Origin of the sequence: Parageobacillus thermantarcticus, from assembly GCF_900111865.1 — a bacterium.
Taxonomy (GTDB): domain Bacteria; phylum Bacillota; class Bacilli; order Bacillales; family Anoxybacillaceae; genus Parageobacillus; species Parageobacillus thermantarcticus.
The window spans coordinates 1-20,675 of record NZ_FOJS01000026.1; the positions used below are offsets into that span (position 1 = coordinate 1).

A 20,675-nucleotide genomic window follows, 5' to 3' on the forward strand; every position below is an offset into this window, starting at 1 on the left:
AAATGGCGGCAGTGTGAGTAAAATGTTTGTGGGAGAAATTCTTAGAATTCCCCGATGAGGGGGTTGGGAACGTAGGTTCGCAATCCCCCTCATCGGGGCCACCAAGCGAAGCGCGGTAGGATCCCAAGCAGGAAACATGAAAAAAGGACTCTCTCCCTGGTAAGATATTCATTGACCACACTATCAAACAGGAGGAGAGAGTCCCATGAATATTCAACAACATCTTACCACAAATTCGTTGACATGGAAAGAGATCGAACTTGATTTGTTTCGAGCCTTGCAAAACGTCTTCGCCGAACTGTTTACGGCTTTGTTGCGCTTATTTGACAAAACAAATGTGAAGTGCTACAGTCAAAAATATGGTAAACTTTATTATCATTAAAATGTCATAAGGTGTTTGATTTAATGGAAATTAAGCAATTGAAGTGTTTTCTTGAGGTTACACGTACTGGCAATTTTACCACTGCCTCTGAGAATCTGTTCATGACGCAGCCTGCTCTCAGTAGAATTATCAAGTCGTTGGAGGATGAAATTGGGGTACCGCTTTTCATCCGTACTAGAAAGAAGCTGATATTAACGGATGCAGGCCGTATTTTAAAAAAACATGCTTTAAAAATTGAAAATCAGCTGCAGCAATTGGATGCGGAACTCGATAAAATGTTTATGCTAAAAAAACGGCAAATTCGCATCGGTCTTCCTACGATTACCAATTCGATTTTCTTCTCAAAACTGATTGCTTCGTTCCATGAAGAATATCCAGAGGTGATATTCCTATTGGAAGAGGATGGTTCAAAGCCAGTAGAAGAGAAGGTTCTCAATAATTTATTGGATTTTGGGGTAGTGGTTCTTTCCGAAAAAAATGAACATCTCGACAGCTTTAAGTTTGTGAATGAAAAGTTAAAACTAGTCGTCTCCTCCTCTCATCGTCTTGCCGGAAAACAGGAAGTGTCATTGCAGGAATTGAAAGATGAGGACTTTATCATGTTCAACCGCGATTTTGAGTTAAGGAATCTTGTCATCAATTCTTGTAGAGAAGCTGGCTTTCAACCGAAAATTGTTTCGGAAACATCACAATTAGAGTTTATTCAAGAATTGGTTGCTTACAATATAGGTATTACTTTGCTGCCTGAAAGTACATGTTTAGAACTATCAGATGATTTTCAAACGATCACCGTCACCAATCCGGACATTGAATGGAATCTGGCAATGATTTGGAGAAAGGATGCAAATTTATCACAGATTGCGAAAGAATTTATCCGATTTGCAAAAATAAAGCTGTCGACAGCTAATCCCGGCCAGGATTCCTAATCCATATTGAGTCAACAATAAGAAGGCTTCCTCTTGTTAAGGGGAAGCTTTTTATTTTGTGTATATAGGTGCAACCAAAACGTTTAACATATCTTTGACAGAAAAGCCACTTATCGATTTTTCGACTGTCGATCCAATGCTCAGTAAAAGCTACCAATGTGAAAACTTCAAATTGCATCTATATAGGTTAAAGAGCGCTTCCATACTATTTTGTAATGAATTGTATATAGGATTGGCATTGTATCTTTGAAACCAGCTGTATTATAATTCTTTTTGTAAAAATTCTAATGCAGATGAAGCGTACGCTTCAAAAGTATTGTTATATATAAGGTGATCATAATGGAAGCAAAAAAAATGAAAGAGACACGTGTTGTTCAAACCGATCAAGTACTCATTAATGATTTGAACAATTATCATACATTATTTGGCGGAGTTTTAATGAAAAAGATGGATGCATGTGCGACGCTTTCCGCCCGCAGGCATACAAGGGTAAAGGAATGTGTTACGGCATCGGTTGACTCCGTTAATTTCCTTGAACCGATCCGGGTGAGTGATTCGGTTTGTATTGAATCGTTTGTTAGCTATACAGGGAAAAGATCCATGGAGATTTTCTGTAAAGTAATTGCAGAAGATCTGGAAACTGGAAAGCGAAGAATTGCAGCTACAGCATTTTTCACTTTTGTTCCCCTGGATGAAAATAAAAGACCGTTGGAAGTACCGCCAGTTATTCCAGAAACTGAGGAAGAAAAATATCTTTACGAAACAGGAAAAGAACGTGAAAAGATTCGCAAGCTAAAAAGACAAAAAAATAATGAACTCGTGGCCAGACTTTCACTGAATAAACCGTGGGATTAATACGGAACAAAGGAATGATATAGTGTGATAATAGACTCTAGTTACGATGAGTTGAAAAATGCACAAACCGCTATCGAAAACTTAAAGGCAACAACACCATCCATTTATCGGAAATTTTTAAATATCATCCATTTGACCCGTCAATTACAGTATGGATATCAATATATGGGCTCTTTACTAATGGATGAAGACCCAGGTAAATTCCAACCGAAATTCCAAGATGATTATGTATTGTCTATCTATCATCAGGAAATCGAAAAACTGAAAGCAGATAAAAGATTTCCGGAATTAAAACAATTGCTGCATTCATATAAACATATTAGCTATGCAAATATAAGCAAGCTGGCTTTAGGGGAAAAACCAGCAGCATTAATCGGCCCAGCTGTGGTCCATTAATTGCTCGAAGGGAACTGAAAAAATTTAAAAACCGGACTAAATGGGACTCCTTAACGGCGATAGATGTTAATGAAATCAAAGAACATATTTCGCCGCTGATTGTTCCGTTGAATGATGATGAATTTGCGAAACGTTTTGATTTACTCATGTACACGATTGAGTTGGCAAAACTGCAAACGAAAAATGCCACAAAGCCGATTCGGAGTGTGATTCGCACCGCAGAGGCGTTATCTAAGCTCGGTTCAATTCCTCAAGTGATGGAACAAAAATACATCATCGAAAAAGTACAAACGGAAGAATTTTGGAGCGAAGCCGATATTTTCGAATTGGAAGCCGTTCGCGAAGCGTTGCGTGATTTAGTGAAATTCCTTGAAAAAGAAACGCAAAAAATTTACTATACGAACTTTAAAGACCAAGTCTTAGAAGTCAAAGAAAACGGCCCGATGTTTAATGTCAATGATCTGAAAAATTATCGGAAAAAGGTGGAACATTATCTGCACGAACACCGCGACCAGATGGCCATTTACAAGTTGCGAAATAATAAAAAGCTAACCGTCCAAGACTTAAAAACGTTGGAGCATATTCTTTGGAATGAGCTTGGCACACAGGAAGATTATAAAAGAGAATTCGGAGACACACCGATTACAAAGCTCGTCCGCCAAATCGTCGGCCTTGACCCGCAGGCAGCCAACGAAGCGTTTTCCGAATTTTTATCAAGCGAACGGTTGAACATCCAACAAAGCCGTTTTATCAAATTGATCGTCGATTACTTTGTGAAAAACGGAGTCATGGACAAGCGGGTGCTGCAGGAAGAACCGTTTAAAACCGTCGGCAGCATTGTTGAACTCTTTAAAGACAACATGGACGACGCGCGGAGGATCATTAGCATTATCGATGAGATTAACAGAAATTCAGAAGATATTGTGGGGGCGTAGCAAAAGCGTTCCTTGTGGTAATCTAGTTAGCCGTTGGGGTTGTTGCTAATGCTTCAATATATTCTGTTTTTCTTCGGTGTTAAGGCATCTTTGAGGCTGGAAACGTCTTGAAGATGCCTTATATTTCTTATACATATGGAACAAGTACAAAAATTGTCTAGATAGCTTATATTGAGTCAAAATGGTCCGGCAACTATCCAAGAAAAGTTCAATCTTGGGCCAATGAGTTGGGTATCCTCCCTCTAGAAATGTTGATATATCAAGGTTTCTTGGCATCTTAGGGGTGCCAAAAAAATATTTTTCGACAAAACTCATCACATACTTTTGAATTTTTGTTGATATCTAACAGTCCATGGGTGCGCTTCGCGGCCACTGGATATTTTTGTATTTTTCACTCCAGTGGGGGGATGTGTATGCGACGCACCTTGGATCTCTGCACAACTGATGAGGACGAACCCTCCCATGTCTCTGGGCATCCTTGTGCCAACATTCCTTCGTTCGGTCTCTTCACCAGGCAGAGGCCGGCTAAGCTCCTTAAGGGACTCTAGGTCGAATGGATGAAATCGTGCCAGCTTCTCCGTGTCATCTGGTTGTTCAGACAGTTCTTTTTGCGAAAGGAGGCGACTCTAGGCTGCCTGCGCTTGGGATTGGGAAAAGATATCTTGAATCATTCGTTCCCCATCAAATGCTTGCTGTTTCACACAAACCGCGTATAGTACTTTCAATAGCTTGCCACATAACACGACGATCGATTGCTTCTTACGCAACGGGTTGATTGGGCGTGTCGTATAGTACTCGTGCAATTGACGGAAAGCCTCATTATGGCGAATCAATGGCATCATCACCCGAAATAGAAGGGCGCGTAGCCGTTTTCGTCCTCGCTTCGAGATTCGTTTTTGCCCCTTGTATTGCCCTGACGAGTTCTCCTTCAGTGTCAAGCCCGCTAATTTGATGAGTTGCCTCGGATCTTGATACTGGGCAAAGCTTCCGATTTCCGATAACAGTTCAATGATCGTCGCATCTCCTAGCCCTGGGATCGTTTGGAGCCATTCGTATTCGGCGGTTGTTTGAGCGAGTGCCGTCAACTCTTCTGTGAGGGTTGCGATCTCTTGTTCCAATTGGCGATATCGGCGGACAAGCGTGGCGATTTCGATACGGGCCATCTGTTGTCCTTCCGTTATCCCAATCGAATGGCGGGCTACCTCTAACAGCTTTTGCACTTTCGGCTTCTGTGGGCATTTTAGCGTCTCGCTTTGCCGATAACGCTCCATTAGCCCCTCTACCGTCTGATTCGCAATGTCCATCGGAAATGGCGTTTTCTCTAACACCACCAATGCCATTTTGCCAAACGACGGAAACACCTGCACAAACTCAGGAAAATAACGATCGAGCCAACGAATCATTTGATTTTGGACGGCATTCAACTCTTTTGTCAACGACTCTCGAAACGTACTTCCTGCCCGCAATTCCGCCTCCACCTCATGGAGAATACGTGGATAGCTAAAGCGTCCGTCTTTGACCAGTTTCGCAATGACCAGAGCATCTTTGGCATCATGCTTCGTTGGCAAGTTGTCGTCGAGCTCTTTTGACCGTTTGACATGCATCGGGTTGACCATCACCAACGGGATCCCTTTTTCCTCGAGGAAGTAGGCGAGGTTCAACCAGTAATGTCCGGTCGGCTCGATTCCGACGATGACTTCGGTTTTGCCAAATTCCTTCATCGCTTCTTGTATCGACGCATAGAACTGTTCAAATCCGGATCTCGATTGAATCACAGGAAACGGCTTCTTCAGCACCCGACCTCGTGCGTCAACCATTGACGCATAATGTTTTTGTTTGGCAATGTCGGTCAAGTCCAAATTATTGTGTAAAATTCCATTGCCAGTACAGTAGACTTGGATTACGGGAAAATAAAATCGCTTTTTACCGTTTTGTTTTTACACAATTTCGCGGACTTGATCAATATTCCTGAAAATGGCCATGGGGAAATTTGTTAACCAATTTTCGTGAGCTGAAAAAAGAATTTGTAAATAAAAGGGTTGCAGATGCAAATCAATTTATTGATAATGTACTGTACAGTAAGTTAAGGAATAAATATATTTTATGGCAAACACTGCTACATCCATATGTTGTCTGCGATCACCACTCAAGGCATGTTGAAAGTGTTGCAAAACTGGTATTGAAGGTGTAAGGCATAAATAAACTCTTGCGAAAATGAAAATAACGTTTTGCGAGAAACAAGGGGAAAGGGAAATCTTTATTTCTCAAGCCCTTTCTCCTTTTTCATGTCAAAAGTTTATTTTTCGGTTTTGATTCTGTTTAACAACACTTTTTCGAAACTAAAAAATATCACTGTTACAAAGAAAATTATCATAAATGCAAAACGGGCGAAAACTAGAACTATATAAGTAATGAGTTCTGCTGCTCAACAAACATTGATGGATTTTTCGAATGGAGTTATTCGCAATTTAAATGCAAAAAAGACAGAACATTTCATATTCCAATGTCACCGTTTTTTAGAAAAAGCCAGTTGTAGATGATCTATGCAAAAGAGGATGAGTAAGTCGGACAATCGAGAGGGGGAAGAGTCCTCTCTTGTCCGAAGCTGATTCATTCTGACGGAAAGATGACAGATTTTTTTGGCTAAATTACTATAACAAGTTTCAACTTTCAGGCTGATCAATGAACTTCACTGTTCTTTTCAAAGTTAAAATCTTATTTTTATTATTTTTTTGCCGGCAATTTCTTTATGTTCTTTATTTAGCACTTCACTTGTCATTAGTTTAATCCATTCTAAATGATTACTCTTAGCTTTGTCTTCTTGCCCATGAACATGGTTATTTAAAGGAAATCCCATGTTGCCTATCTTCTCTTCGTTGCCGCTATACATGCCGTTTAATTCTTCAAGATAAAAATCATTTTCCCAAGTCATCTTTTCCCCTGAGCTTGTTTCTAATAAAGCGATTGGTGCGAAGTATACTTCTTCATTTGTCGTATTTTTAATCTTCATCTGCACTCTTACAAAATCAAACTCTTCTGCTTCGTGTGTAAATCCATGGAAAAAGTCAATTAAGTTATATGCTGGAAGATAATGGAGTACTTTGATATCTAATATGGTTAACTCCATAGGACCGATGTTATACGTTTTGTTCACCTCTTTTATGTCTTCTAATATCAATTTTCCTTTTTCATCCCAAAATGAATCACCGACTTTTTGTAATGACGAATCGTCTGTAACTTGAGGATTACCGCTATATTCTGTCTTTGAATAATCGGTCTTATTTGCTTCGTTTTCTCTTATTTCGCTTTGATTAGCAGCTTTTGCCTGAGTTATTTCTTCTTTTTTATCTTGATTGGCTGAACATCCAAATAACAGCATAAAACTTAAAATCAATGGAACATATTTCACCATTCGTGTTCCTCCTAAAACGGAATTTTTCAGTAGCATAAGTTTATGATAATGAAGAAATGTGAATTTTCCTTTAATATAAATTAAATGAATGTAAATTAGTGTAAAATTGCATATCCTTTTTGAAACATTGCGTCTAGAATGAATAGTTTTCATACAGCTAGTTAAGTTTAATTTTTATAGGCTAGAACTAACTTAATTGTTTTATATTTATATTTTCATAAATTTTACAAATATTAATAAAGAATTCATAATCAATTAATACAATCGTTGTATGTTTATCATTGATATAAAACATTGTAAGGAGGTTTTGCATTTGGACAAGAAGAAGTTTTTTCGAGGGTTAACGGCGTTCACGTTAGCTTCTAGTTTAGGAGTAAGCAGCTTAGTAACGAATCATGATGTTGTCAAAGCTGAAACAAAACCGAAGCAAGTTAAAAATATCATTTTTATGATAGGGGACGGAATGGGTGTTCCTTACCTAACAGCACATCGTTATATGAAAGATAATCCTAATACATTTGTTGTCGAGAATACAACATTTGATGATTACTTAATTGGTATGCAATCTACATATCCAGAAGATGAACATCAAAATATCACGGATTCTGCTTCTGCGGCAACAGCGATGTCATCCGGTATTAAAACGTATAATGCGGCTATCGCGGTTGATAATGATAAGACGGAAGTAAAAACGGTATTGGAAGCAGCAAAAGAAAAAGGAATGTCGACAGGTCTTGTAGCGACATCAGAAATTACACACGCAACACCAGCTGCCTACGGTGCCCATGATGTAGACCGAAAGAACATGAATGCGATTGCGGATGACTACTATGACGAATTAATTAATGGCCGACATAAGATTGATGTCATGTTAGGCGGAGGGCTTAAGAACTTCATTCGTGAAGATCGGAATTTAGTCGAAGAATTTAAAAAAGATGGATACAGTTTTGTGACAAATAAAGATGAATTGTTAAAAGACAATAACGAACGTATTTTAGGATTGTTCGCTGAAGGCGGTCTTCCTAAACGCATTGACCGTACTGAAGAAACTCCGGATCTAGAAGAAATGACAAGAGAAGCGATTGAACGTTTAAGTAAAAACGAAAATGGTTTCTTCTTAATGGTTGAAGGAAGCCAAATTGACTGGGCTGGACATGATAATGACATTGTAGCGGCAATGTCTGAAATGGAAGATTTCGAACAAGCTTTTAAAGTAGCTCTTGATTTTGCGAAAAAAGACGGTGAAACCTTAGTCGTATTAACAGCAGACCATTCTACAGGGGGATTCTCATTAGGAGCTAATGGTATTTATAACTGGTTCCCAGAGCCAATCAAAGCAGCGAAAAGAACACCTGATTTTATGGCAGAAAAAATCGTCAATGGTGCAAATGTGAGAGAAACATTAAAGAAATATATTGCTCTTGATTTAACGGAAGAAGAAATTAAATCCGTAGAAGACGCTGCGCAAACGAAAGACCTTAGAACAATTGATGATGCGATTGAAGCAATTTTTAATACCCGTTCTGTTACTGGTTGGACAACAGGCGGTCATACTGGAGAAGATGTAGCGGTTTATGGATACGGACCGCAAATTGAACGTTTTGCTGGTAAAATTGACAACACTGATCATGCGAAAATTATTTTTGACATTTTAGAAAATAAAAAAGTGAATAAACCAAAAACAGGACAAACTCCTGCCGATATGAAAGAGGGTCAATTTGCTTATAATGAAATTCAACATTTAATCAGTCAAAATGTCATTTCTCTAGATGATAAAGGAAACTACTATCCAAACAAAGCGATTACACGCGCTGAGGCAGCTGTTATGTTGCAGCGTGCATTAAATCTTGAGATTCCAACTGATTTAAACGCTTTTAAAGATGTGAATGAAAATCATCCATATGCTAAAGAAATTGCTGCAACAAAAGCAAAAGGCATTTTTAAGGGAAAAGCAGATGGAACATTTGGTGTTAATGATGTATTAACCCGTGAACAAATGGCGACTATTTTAGTTCGTGCGTTTTCTTTAAAAGCTCAAAACCATGTTCAAGTAAAATTATCTGATTTAAAATCCGCTTCGCCTGCTCATCAAGAAAATATAAAAATCCTTTATCAAAATGGGGTAACAACTGGTAGAAAAGGTGGAATGTTTGATCCACGTTCTAAAACGACACGAGCTGAATTTGCAGTGTTCTTATATCGTGCGTTAAATTTAAATAATTAAGGTACATGATAGATTATAGAAGAAAGCCTGAAAACCTTAGTTCCACTACACATATAGGGAACTAAGGTTTTTATTTAGGTTATAGGTAAATTGAAAAGTACGGGATTTAGCGATTTTCTATGGTGTACTTGTTCGCAGTGGTGAAAAGCTATCGATGATTGAAAAGATGTGCCATTGATGCTCCTGTCACTGCACGGTTTTTGTTTAAAAGCATCCGGGTGTTGGCAGGCTTTTTTTCATTTTACATCATCCAATTGTTTGCTAAAATAAACTAGAATGCAACGGAAAAGGAGCGGATTGTCGTGAAGAAAACGGTTCGTGTAGTTGGTGCGGTCATTTATAATGAGCGGAATGAAATTTTGTGTGCGCTGCGCTCTCCGGAAATGTCGCTTCCGAATCTATGGGAGTTTCCAGGCGGAAAAATGGAAGAGGGAGAAAATCCGGAAGAGACGTTGGTGAGAGAAATTCAAGAAGAATTAGGATGTACGATTGAAGTGCATGAAAAAATCGAAGAAGTGCATCATGAATATCCGAGTGTGATTGTTAATTTGCTTACATACAAAGCGAAAATCGTTGAAGGGGAGCCGAAAGCAAAAGAGCATGCGGAATTAAAATGGATGCCGCTTCAAAAATTGCGCTCTCTTGAATGGGCGCCCGCCGATATTCCAACTGTAGAGGCGTTATTAAAAGAAATCTGTCCCTCATCGCTTTAATGTTTTAGCGCAAGCGGGGGACAGACCCTATGTTTAGCGGATCAGGTCGATGTATAAGTCTTCTGGTACGGGGTGGTGCAGCCGCCATTTAATGTTCATTGGTTTATCGCCATAACTGGATACATAGTCCACCTCGCCAAGATACATAAATGGCAAGGTCATCCCGTGCATTTGATCAAACTTGCGCACAAATAAATGAATATGGATGCCTCTTTCTTTATGATAAATATAATTTTGACCGACAGAAGACTCGTGGGACGTTTGATTTTGGCTTTGCCAGTGAAAATGGCGTTGATCGATAAAGTAATCTTTATATTGCAAGTGCTTTTCCACTTTTTCTGATTTGTTCAAGTTGACGAACAAGAAGTAATGATTGCCTGCCCGGCTTACCCCTTCTCTCCAAGAGCCTTCTTTTACCCCTGCTTCAAATAAGAAGATTAGGTCATTTCTCGTGTAATTTTGATAAAGAACAAGCTTTTCGCCTTTTGCGAGAAATCGTTCTGGATGATGTGTTCGTCTAAATTCGATAATTCCATAATCAATGCGATCTTTTAAATATTGATAAAACTCGGCGTCTTGCGTTACTTCAAGAATATCATCATTCAACACAAATTGGTCGCCAACGACTTTGCCAAACGACCATTTTTGTTTTTTATAAGGATTTGCTAGGCGGGCCATTGCCTGTCCGATAAGCGTTTTATGTTTTTCTAAATCAATTTTTGTCGCAAATCTCTTTTCTAACTGTTTGATGACATTTGTATACGAAACCTTTTTTTGTAAAAAAGCCAATTCTAAAATAATGAAATCGTAAGGCCACTTGATCGGCAACTGGTTTTCCAGCCGTTCTACTATTTCACTCATTAACGGATGGTCCAAAATTTTCCGATCTAGTTCATTTATATCATTCATTTTTTCTTTTGTTTTCACCCATGATTGATATTTGTGAATGAAAAACGTTAGGCTTGGCGATTGTTCATAATATAAGAAATCCAAGATTTCTGGCGCTCGTCCAAGTTCATTTTTAAATTGTTGATATAGGGACTTCAACATGTCTGTTGAATTCATTTTGATCGAATCGATACGATCTAAAATTTCTTTTTGTGTAATCGGATCTAAATCAACGTAAGAACCGGCCGGCAAATCGGCAAACTCATGTGTTATAGCGACTCGGAGCGAATCCTTGTCAAAAGCTTTATGATTGATTTGTCCTGACAAAGCGAGCGGCACGACGAACGACTTTTGGTAGTTGCCAATGAAATCTAGTATGGTGACAAACTCTTTCCCTTCTACTTTCCGCAATCCTCTTCCAAGCTGCTGAATAAAAACAGTAGAAGATTCCGTTGGTCTAAGGAAAAGAATTAGATTTAACTTTGGAATATCGATGCCTTCGTTAAAGATATTGACGGTAAAAATTAACTCTAGAGGGTCGTTTTCATCTTCTAGCTGTTTAATGACTTTTTCGCGGTAATCGATGCTGTGCTCACCGGTTAAATAAGTTGTATGATATCCGCGCTTGTTGAATTCCTCACTCATATATTTCGCGTGTTCAATGTTCGCGCAGAAGCCCAGTCCAATCATTCGGTCACCGTGGTAGCCGTATGTATTAATCATCTCAATAATAAAATCTGTTCGTTCATTTGTTTTTAATGCTTTTACAAGAGCATCTTCCTCAAAAAAGCCGTTTTTAAGAGGAATCTTGCTGTAGTCGACGGTATGATCTGATACACCGAAATAGTGAAACGGTGCGAGCAAATTAGCCTCTAGTGCTTCTCTTAAGCGAATTTCGTAGACGATGTTATGATCGCAAAGCGCTAAAACATCTCGTCCATCCATTCGTTCCGGTGTAGCGGTCAAGCCTAGTAAAAACTTTGGTTGAAAATAGTCAATCACTTTTCGATACGTCCGTGCTTCGGCATGATGGAATTCATCGACAATGATATAGTCAAATTCGTCCCTCTTAAATCGTTGCAAGATCTCGTCTTTATGCAGGGACTGGATCGTGCTGAAAAGGTAAGGTTTATCAAATTCTTTGACCGTTCCAGTAATTTTTCCGAAAATTTCTTGTTTCGGGATCACTTGCTGGAATGTTTTTATCGCATTATCTAAAAGCTCTTCCCGATGAGCGATAAAGAGAAGCTTTTTCGGATTAAATGCTTTCACATCAAATGCGGACAAATACGTTTTTCCCGTTCCAGTTGCTGCAATGATGACGCCTTTGTTATTGCCGTTTTTTCTTGTGTTTTGAAGGTTTCTTAATGCTTTTTCCTGCATGGCATTCGGTTTAATGTTATTATGTGTAATTTGATAATCTCTTTTTGTTTCGGCCGCTATCATTTCTTTGTTTCTGAAGTTTTCGAGGTTTCGTTTTGCCTCGATAAATTCACTGTAATAATGAACAAATTCGCTATCAAGCGCAACTGTTTCTTCACTGTTCCAGATTTGGTCGAATATCCGTTTTGTTTGTTCATAAATCGGGAGAAAGCTCGTATCAGGAAGTTTAACGTTTAACTCGTGCCCATTCATTAAAGCGGAATGAGAAAGATTGGAAGAGCCGATAATCACTGTATTCAAGCCTGAATTTCTATGAAACATATACGCTTTTGTATGAAACGATTCTTTTTGCGTATCGATGATTTTTACTTGAACGTTGGAAAATTCCATGAGTTTTTGGAGCGCTTTGACCTCTGTGATTCCTAAGTAAGTAGAGGTAATAATGCGAACCGGTATATTTCGCTTTTCCAGCTCTAATAGCGGCCGGATGATGAGTTGTAATCCCGACATGCGAATGAAACTGACCATAAAATCGACAGAATCGGCCGTCAACATTTCATATTTAAGCGCTTTAAAAAAGTTTTTCATCGAGTGTTTGTCATTATGCAGCAAGTTCAATCTTGATAAAAACAAATCTTCCATAACGGGCAATTTCCTATTGGAATAATTATATGTAATCATCGAAAGCGGCAGAGAAAATTTTTGTCGGTGGTCGGATACTAAATTGGAAATGTGTTCTGTCAGCTGGATAATCTCATCAAAACGGTTTTCCTCGGCGAGGCGCTTAAATTTATCACCAAGCTGCTTTGCTGCATGAAGAATAAGAACTTCTATATATTCTTTTGGGGAAAGACGCTGAATGATGTTTGCTTCGGGATATGTTTTATTTGCGAGATATAATTCTTCTAAGAAACCTTTCTTTTCCAATTTGCTCACCTAAACATTATTTTTTCTTAATTTTAACACATTAAATTAGTCATCCAATACTAAAAAATAAAAATAACCCGTGGTGCTAGTTGAGCGTTAGAACTCAACTAGCACCACGGGTTATCTATAATCTTCTTTATTTATGCACTAGGTACATTAATAGCAGGGCCAAATGATCACGTTACTTGGTTTAACACATTATATAGAGGCTTCTTAGGGATAATTTTTGGTGCTATTTTTTAGTAACGTTTAGAAGTAATTCGGACAAGAAAATAAAAATTTTTGGAAAAGTTGTGTGGTTAGGTATCGCCTTAGTGACTTTGTTTTTCTTATTTGTCGTTTTTATCTATCTAGTCTTCGTATTTGGTTAATGAATACAAATAAAAGCCCCTCTCGAAAATCGGGCACCTCTGCTTTCCTATTGCCTTTTTTGGCCATTTTTCGGTATATCCGGCCCGATCAGAGCGTATACCGACTTGGCCGGGGAGTGGGGATTTTCATAGAGGAAGGAAATTTATCCCATTGTTTTTGATTTTTTGTGAATATTTTAACATAGTGGTGGCTACTATAAGTGATGAATTATACAATAATATTGTACCACTTTAATAAGGGGTGATTGCTTTGGAGATTCAAGCAGCCGTTGTTCATGAAAAAGCAGGAAATATTGCGCTTGAAAAAGTCGAGTTAGACGAGCCAAAAGAAAATGAAGTTTTAGTAAAAATAGTTGGAACTGGAATATGCCACACGGATTTGGGAGTTCAACATCAACATATTCAAACCCCTTTGCCAATTGTGCTAGGGCACGAAGGGGCCGGGATCGTGGAAAAAGTCGGGCCGGGCGTTACCGAATTCGAGCCGGGAGACCATGTTGTTATCTCGTTTTCCTATTGCGGCAAATGTAGAAGTTGCCTAGAAGGGCATCCAGCGGCATGTGAAAATTTAGGCAAATTAAATTTTGGAGGCTGTTTGCTCGATGGTACCACCCGGTTAAAAAAGGATGGAAAAGAGGTAGCGACGTTATTCGGTCAGTCATCTTTGGCGACGTATGCAGTATCGCATGTGAATAATTTGGTGAAAGTAGATAAAGATGTGGACTTAACGATCTTAGGCCCATTGGCGTGCGGGATTCAAACAGGGGCAGGAACGGTTTTAAACAAGTTGAAGCCAGCTTTTGGTTCAAGCATCGCTGTTTTTGGATGCGGAGGCGTTGGATTAAGCGCGGTGATGGCTGCAAATTTAACTCCTTGCTTGAATATTATTGCGGTGGATATCAATGACGATCGCCTAGCGCTAGCAAAAGAATTGGGGGCTACCCATACGATTAATAGTAAAAAAACGGATGTCGTTCAAGAAATTTATTCCATTACGGGTGGCGGAGTAGATTATGCGGTTGAATCAACCGGGGTGCCGGAGGTTGTCCTCCAGTCGATTCATTCTTTAAAATCAAGAGGCGTAGTTGCTGTCGTCGGCGTAGGCGGAAAAACGTCGATACATATCCACGATGATTTAATTCCGCCGAATCGGACGGTTGTCGGGGTAGTAGAAGGAGACGCCATTCCAAAATTATTTATTCCTAAACTTATCGATTTTTATAAAAAAGGCAAATTTCCTTTTGATAAAATGATTAAAACTTACTCTTTTAAAAATATTAATGATGCAATTAATGATATGAACGCAGGAAAAACAATTAAACCGGTCATCACATTTAGTGAATAAGGATGATTCAAAAGGTGGTTGGACCATAAACAGATACGACATGTAAGTTCCTGTTATCGTTCGATGTTGTATATACGGTAACACAAAAGGGTGTCCCATTGCTGTTGGGGCACCCTCTTCATCACATTGAGTGAATAACATTTAAGTGATAAATGGTTTTGTTCATCCCCTCATTCTAGTAAAGGCAAACTGGAATGAGGGATTTTTTAGCGTGATTAAGTCCGAAATTTGGTGGAAAAAGCAGTTTGATTTCTTCAAAACGCCCATTTGCTAGGTCAAGTCCAAATTATGGTGTAAAATTCCACTGCCAGTACAGTAAGCTTGGAATTGCGGAAAGATAAAACTGCCTTTGATTATTTTGTTTTTGCGCAATTTTGCGGGCTTGTCATTGCCGAACCAAGTGGTGAAAATTTGCACAATAATCAAGACTTGATCTTTCGTGTTAGAGGGGGGTTCAAATTGTCGGATTGTTGAAAATGTAAGCGCTGCAAAAAAATTAAATAAAAGTTCATAAATGTTTGTTCTATCGTTGTTTACAATATATACGTGAAAACAATCACAAATAAATATATAACAATAATATTTATTGTATTGGATGGTGCATCATAGAAAGGATGAATCTAGCTTGGAGACAATGTCAATGCTCGGAATTGTTATTCGATTTTTATTAGGGGGAGGCGCAGTTGTCGCTTCAACTATTGTTTCAAGAAAAATAGGTACAAAAATTGGAGGGATTTTTGCGGCATTTCCCGCTGTATTTTTAGCGGCATTGTTGACGCTTCGGTTAGATGCAAAAGGCAATGAATTAGTGGAAAAATCGATCGTTTTATCTCAAGGTGCCGTTGTTGGAATGTTCATTAATATTATGTGCGCAATGGCGGTTGTTTATCTTTGTGCTAAACAAGGGTGGAAACGCGGGCTTACACAGTCGCTAGCTGGATGGTTTCTTGTTTCCATGGTTTATGCTTTTATTTCAAAGTATTTCTAATAATAGTTGTTAAGGTGATTTTATGGATGGACGCGATTTATTTTTCCGCTTTTTATTTGGCGGTTCTGCAGTTGTACTAAGTTATGTAACGGCAAAACTGCTGCCATGGGAAGTCATCGGGGGAATTTTTGCGGCATTCCCAGCTGTTATGGTTGTTGCGGTAATGATGGTTGGAATGAAGAAGGGATCGAAAGAAGCGGCGAAAATAGCGCAAGGATCTGTTTATGGAATGATTGGTTGTTTGCTTTGTGCGCTAACGGTGTTGTTTTCTTTACAATTTACACGCAATTGGTGGGGAAGTTTTATTTTCGGCCTAATCTCATGGTTTGCAAGTTCGTTGTTCCTTGTATATATGCGAGATTATAAAAAGAAAAAGAAAGAGTCAAGCATCAAACCGGACCATGGATAAAGCAGCGGCGGAACAAATAACCTGGCATGAGGCGAACATGCCGGGCTTTTTTTGTATATCATCAAAATTTAGTTGAACTCCCCCTCATTTTCCGAAACTTGACTTCTTTATTCTTATCCGTAGATAATAGATAAAGGTAAAAAATAAAAGTAAGTGAGTTGAGGAGGAATTGAATATAAAAGATTTTTTGCAACATGTTCAAGATGCGTACGCAGCACTTACAGATCTAAGCATCGTTATGCTTGATTTACAGTATCAACCTGTTACAAAAGTTTCAAATATCACGGAATTAGCGGAACTTGTGCTTTTTTCTCCAGATAAGCCGTTTCCTCCTTCGGGTTTTCTGGATGACGATATCCAATGGCAACGTCCGATGGTCGTTCAGACAGGGTATTGGGGAATAAAGGCGATTGTCGCTCCTGTGTTAGTCGAACAAAAAGTCGAATATTTGATTTGGGCAGGTGCGTTTATTGAAGAAGAGACAAAGCCGATCATCAAGGAGCAATGTTCTCGGTTTCCTAATTCACAAACATGGCTTCAAGTCATCGAACAAACGAAAGAGCAAACGATATCCACGGTCGAAAAAAAGTTAAGCGATATTGAAAAAATGGCGGTAATCTGTGGAGAATATATTAGCAATGATAGACAAAAACAACATTATAAACACTATTTTCATTTATTGGATACGGCGGTGGATCGCGCGCGACGGCTTTCTTTACATATGAACGATTTTTTACATATGTTTCAGCAGATAGACGATGATATTGATTTTTCTTTGTATATAAAACGGCGAGATCGCGAATGGATTGTTGCGAACGCTGTTGGAGAAAAGGCAGAACAGCTTTGGAATAAACAAGTAAAAACCGCTTTTCCTCCGCTATCAAACTCCCTATTTCATTCGCGCAACGTTGTTTATTTTGAAAATGCCGCGCTTGACCCTCGTTTTGCATTTTTCGTGACACATGGAGTAAAGCCGAGCGCTGTCGTTGCATATCCAGTTTTGCATGATAGTGAAATAGAAGGATGGATCGTCATCGGCAGTCAAACGAAACGTTCACTGTCGAAAGAGGTAGTGCAAATCGGCACTATCCTTGTTAAGTATTGGCAATTATATTCGGAATATGAATTGGCCCATGTCAAAATGGACCGCCATTTTATGAGATTATCGATGTTAATAGAAATTAGTCGCGCGATGAATGTCGTGAAAGACACGGATGAAATTTTACGGATGATGACGGATTTTGTCGCGGAGCTAGCGTACGGCGATTTCGTCTTTACCGTGTTAGCGGATCATAAAAGAAAAGTGAAGGTTCATTGCGGTGCGATTTCGGAACGGCAAGTAACAGAATATTATGAAGATGTTTGCCAACGCTACTTCTTCACTGAAGAAAAACTACTCGAAACGATCCCAAAGCTGCGTGAAACAAAGTTTGGAACTGTAATGGAAATTTCGTTTTCGGTTCATGAACATATGCACGGAGTGATGGCTGTGCATATGAAGCATCTCGAGGCTGCAAAAGAAGCGGAAGTGTACGTCACTGCTTTAATAGGGATCAGCACGATGATTATGAAGCAAAACAATTATCACGGACCAAAGCAGGAATTGAATATGGATATGCTTTCGGAACGTTTAACGAGCCGGGAGATGGATGTATTAAACTTACTAGTTCAAGGATGCAGTAACCGCGAAATCGCTGACCGATTGTTTATTAGTATTCATACAGTGAAAAATCATATTACAAATATTTTTCAAAAAATTGGGGTAAACGATCGTTCACAGCTAATCGCTCTTGTATATCAGTTAAATAACCGCAAAGATATCAATGAGGAACATCATTAGCCGCAGCGATGGTAATGATGTTCCTTTTTTATTTTTTCTGCTTATTCTTGTGGAAATATTTTGTATATAGGAATAGAGAATGGGACGAGTCTATATAGAAAATCAAAATCATAAATAGTACATAAGAACTAGATGTTGAGTTATAATAATATAAAAAAACGAACAATGGTACGCTACTGCTGTGTTGTTCAAACGATGCTCATCCCCTATGAAGAGAAAGTGCTATATATTTCATTTGGTTATTGTACTTACAGAAGTACCGGTTAGCACACGTATAAATAAATAGGGGGAATATCAATGGAGAATGTTATAATCAGGAGAAATATAACAGTAATGGTGGATTCTGATATTATGAAGGCGATGGATATTACGGAACAGATTGCAAGTGAAATGGGATTTTTGCCGCGTGAGTGCCTCTTTCTTCGTTTGGCGACGGAGGAAGCGTGCATGAACGCGTATGAATATTGCCAAAAAACAAACCAATTGCCTTTTGAAGTGTTTTGGAAATGCGGAAAAGAAAAATTGGTTATTGTTGTGAAGCAGCATGGAAAGAAGTTTGACATTACAAGAAGGGATGTGGTCAACAAAGGCTCACGTGGAAGGGGATTGCAGCTGATCATTCATATTGTAGACCATGTTTACCTTGAACAAAAGGGGAATAACGTATTGTTTTATATGTGCAAATATAAAGATCATTGACGATTGTTGGAGGAACGAAATATGGGGACACAGCATGAACTCATTGATGTTTTCGTATGGAATGAAGATATTACTTTGAACAATACCGAGCAGTTTCGAAAAGCGATGGCCAAATTTATCCAAAATCCAGCGGAGTATCTCATATTAAATATGGAACAAGTGAAATATATTAATAGCGCTGGCCTCGGCATCATTGCCGATAGCGTTATGACGGCGCGAAAACAGCGAAAGGAGTTAGTCATCGCCGGGATTCAAGATTCGCTTCAAGAAATTTTTCATATCGTTAAGTTTGCTTCGTTTATTAAACTTTTCGATACGGAAAAAGACGCGATCAATTATTTTTATGGAGAATGAATATGATTCATAAGCTTTTGAAAAAGACGAAGAAAGATACAAACATTCCGTTAAAAGATTTGTTGCAGCTTCTTGACGAATGGAACGCACTCTATAATAAAGCGGATCAAGCCTATTGGCTAGTTAACTTGGCGGAAAGGCGGTTTATTTTTGTTTCGCCGTCTTGCGAAAAAATTTGCGGGGTGCCGCCGGAAGCTTTCTATCAGGATGTAGAGGTATGGAAAAAAATCATTCATCCGGAAGACCGCGAAAAGATACAGAAAAAGCGATCGGTGCTTTGGAAAGGAAATAGTTTTGAACATGAATATCGCATTATTCATCAGCGCGATGGGACCGTTCGCTGGGTTCTTGACCAAACGTTTCCCGCGTTTGATGAAAATGGGAAACCCGCGATATTAAGCGGAGTGGTGACGGATATTACAGAGATAAAGAAAATGAGGGAAAAGCTTTTGCTTGCAGAAAAAGTATATGAACATGTGCAACAGGCTATATTAATCACGGATGAAAATGGGTTCATTCAATTTATTAATCCCGCTTTTACGGAAATTACGGGATATGGATCGGAAGCAATCGGGTTGTCATTAGATTTTCTACATTCCGGTTACTACAATGAAAACTTTTATCAAACGATTCGGAAAACGGTCATAGAAAAAGGTCAATGGAGAGGGAGGCTGCGAGGGCGTCGAAAAAATGGTGAAGTGTATGTTCAGCAAACGACGATTACAGCGATTCATGATCAAGAAGGACACCCGATTTTCTATCTTTTTATATTTTCTGAAAACGAAAAGACCGCAACAAACTTAAAAGATGACTTAAAGTTGGCGCAGGAAGTGCAAAAACGCGTATTAAGCAAACCGCTAAAAACGGAAAGCATTGATATATACGGGATGTACGTTCCTTCGGAAGAATTGGGAGGGGACATGTACGCTTGGTATCAGATTGATAATGACCGATATGGAATTTTTTTGATGGATGTGATGGGGCATGGAGTGGCCGCTTCACTTATTTGCATGTCGGTCCGCTCATTATTAAACGGGGTCATTCGAAAATGCATTTATCCAAAAGAAGTGTTTCATGAGTTAAATAAACATATGCGGCTATTATACCATGAAGATGGACGAATGAATACGTATTATTTCACCGCCGTTTACGTGATGGTAAACACAAAAAAAAGGTTTATCGAATATGCTTCTGCCGGCCATCCACCTGGTTTTTTGTTCCATCAAAACGGTTTAGTGGAGGAGCTCGATCAAGGGTGTGCCCCGATCGGGTTATTATCGCATCTTCATGTTGAAACAGGAAAATTAAATTATGCTCCTGGGGCGACGTTAGTGTTATACTCGGATGGAGTGATCGAAGGACCTAATAGTTCTGTTAGAACGAACATCGAGATGTTTCGGGAAAAGCTGAAATCGTTTATCCATTTAGAGAACAAAAGCATGATAACACGTATGCATAAAATGTTTAAAGAAGAGTATCAATTCACCGATGATATTTCCTTAGTCGTGGCGAAGCTGCATTAACCGCGGCAAGGGGTATAGCGGTTTTTTACAAGTTTGGCAATTTACGTGTTGTCAATAAAGAGATGAACCGGTATGATGAAAGTAGGGCATCTTCCATGAATCAGA

Annotated in this window: 16 protein-coding genes and 2 pseudogenes; 15 read left to right on the forward strand and 3 right to left on the reverse strand. The window is 38.9% G+C overall.

The window, feature by feature from the left end; genetic code table 11:
• Window positions 1–205: 205 nt before the first annotated feature.
• From BM278_RS19500 to BM278_RS12130, 5 genes and pseudogenes are all read left to right on the forward strand, one after another.
• Window positions 206–382 (forward strand): hypothetical protein, encoded by a 177-nt coding sequence (locus BM278_RS19500; protein ID WP_167359633.1) that lies wholly within the window; start codon window positions 206–208, stop codon window positions 380–382.
• 23 nt (window positions 383–405) lie between these two features.
• Entirely contained in the window at window positions 406–1,308 is a 903-nt protein-coding gene (locus tag BM278_RS12115) for a LysR family transcriptional regulator (protein ID WP_060788190.1), read from the forward strand.
• Between the two features lie 339 nt (window positions 1,309–1,647).
• A complete protein-coding gene (locus BM278_RS12120; protein ID WP_060788188.1) occupies window positions 1,648–2,163 on the forward strand; it encodes an acyl-CoA thioesterase in 516 nt (171 codons plus the stop codon).
• Between the two features lie 24 nt (window positions 2,164–2,187).
• Window positions 2,188–2,559, forward strand: coding sequence for a hypothetical protein (locus BM278_RS12125; RefSeq protein WP_060788187.1), 372 nt, complete (start codon window positions 2,188–2,190; stop codon window positions 2,557–2,559).
• A gap of 20 nt (window positions 2,560–2,579) precedes the next feature.
• Window positions 2,580–3,494, forward strand: a pseudogene (locus BM278_RS12130) (type I restriction-modification enzyme R subunit C-terminal domain-containing protein); the annotation flags it as partial.
• A 626-nt stretch (window positions 3,495–4,120) separates the two neighbouring features.
• Here BM278_RS12130 and BM278_RS12135 read toward each other — a convergent pair.
• Window positions 4,121–5,395, reverse strand: coding sequence for an IS110 family RNA-guided transposase (locus tag BM278_RS12135; RefSeq protein ID WP_279625766.1), 1,275 nt, complete (start codon window positions 5,393–5,395; stop codon window positions 4,121–4,123).
• An 806-nt stretch (window positions 5,396–6,201) separates the two neighbouring features.
• Window positions 6,202–6,906, reverse strand: coding sequence for a hypothetical protein (locus BM278_RS12140; protein WP_090950058.1), 705 nt, complete (start codon window positions 6,904–6,906; stop codon window positions 6,202–6,204).
• Window positions 6,907–7,177: 271 nt separating this feature from the next.
• Between BM278_RS12140 and BM278_RS12145 the strand changes: the two are divergent.
• The 3 genes and pseudogenes from BM278_RS12145 to mutT form a co-directional block, all read left to right on the forward strand.
• Window positions 7,178–8,581 (forward strand): annotated as a pseudogene (locus tag BM278_RS12145) (alkaline phosphatase); the annotation flags it as partial.
• Window positions 8,582–8,608: 27 nt separating this feature from the next.
• On the forward strand, window positions 8,609–9,130 hold the full coding sequence (locus BM278_RS19280; protein WP_244151156.1) for an S-layer homology domain-containing protein: 522 nt from the start codon (window positions 8,609–8,611) through the stop codon (window positions 9,128–9,130).
• A gap of 302 nt (window positions 9,131–9,432) precedes the next feature.
• Window positions 9,433–9,843, forward strand: a complete 411-nt coding sequence (gene mutT / locus BM278_RS12150; RefSeq protein ID WP_013877484.1) for an 8-oxo-dGTP diphosphatase MutT — start codon at window positions 9,433–9,435, stop codon at window positions 9,841–9,843.
• A 33-nt stretch (window positions 9,844–9,876) separates the two neighbouring features.
• Here the strand turns inward: mutT and BM278_RS12155 are convergent, their stop codons facing one another.
• Window positions 9,877–13,041: a DUF3427 domain-containing protein gene (locus BM278_RS12155; protein WP_090950061.1), complete on the reverse strand. Its 3,165-nt coding sequence runs from the start codon at window positions 13,039–13,041 to the stop codon at window positions 9,877–9,879.
• Window positions 13,042–13,662: 621 nt separating this feature from the next.
• Between BM278_RS12155 and BM278_RS12160 the strand changes: the two genes are divergently transcribed.
• From BM278_RS12160 to BM278_RS12190, 7 genes are all read left to right on the forward strand, one after another.
• Complete coding sequence (locus BM278_RS12160) at window positions 13,663–14,757, forward strand: NAD(P)-dependent alcohol dehydrogenase (protein ID WP_090950063.1); 1,095 nt, start codon at window positions 13,663–13,665, stop codon at window positions 14,755–14,757.
• 640 nt (window positions 14,758–15,397) lie between these two features.
• Complete coding sequence (locus tag BM278_RS12165; RefSeq protein WP_090950064.1) at window positions 15,398–15,745, forward strand: DUF3147 family protein; 348 nt, start codon at window positions 15,398–15,400, stop codon at window positions 15,743–15,745.
• 22 nt (window positions 15,746–15,767) lie between these two features.
• Window positions 15,768–16,154 carry a DUF3147 family protein gene (locus BM278_RS12170; protein ID WP_090950066.1) on the forward strand — a complete coding sequence of 129 codons (387 nt, stop codon included), beginning with the start codon at window positions 15,768–15,770 and terminating at the stop codon, window positions 16,152–16,154.
• A 169-nt stretch (window positions 16,155–16,323) separates the two neighbouring features.
• Window positions 16,324–17,994 carry a helix-turn-helix domain-containing protein gene (locus tag BM278_RS12175; protein WP_090950067.1) on the forward strand — a complete coding sequence of 557 codons (1,671 nt, stop codon included), beginning with the start codon at window positions 16,324–16,326 and terminating at the stop codon, window positions 17,992–17,994.
• A 297-nt stretch (window positions 17,995–18,291) separates the two neighbouring features.
• On the forward strand, window positions 18,292–18,693 hold the full coding sequence (locus BM278_RS12180; RefSeq protein WP_090950069.1) for an ATP-binding protein: 402 nt from the start codon (window positions 18,292–18,294) through the stop codon (window positions 18,691–18,693).
• Window positions 18,694–18,714: 21 nt separating this feature from the next.
• Window positions 18,715–19,047: an STAS domain-containing protein gene (locus tag BM278_RS12185; RefSeq protein ID WP_090950071.1), complete on the forward strand. Its 333-nt coding sequence runs from the start codon at window positions 18,715–18,717 to the stop codon at window positions 19,045–19,047.
• A 2-nt stretch (window positions 19,048–19,049) separates the two neighbouring features.
• The gene (locus BM278_RS12190) at window positions 19,050–20,570 is read left to right on the forward strand and encodes a SpoIIE family protein phosphatase (protein ID WP_090950073.1); all 1,521 of its coding nucleotides are present in this window, start codon (window positions 19,050–19,052) and stop codon (window positions 20,568–20,570) included.
• Window positions 20,571–20,675: the final 105 nt, after the last annotated feature.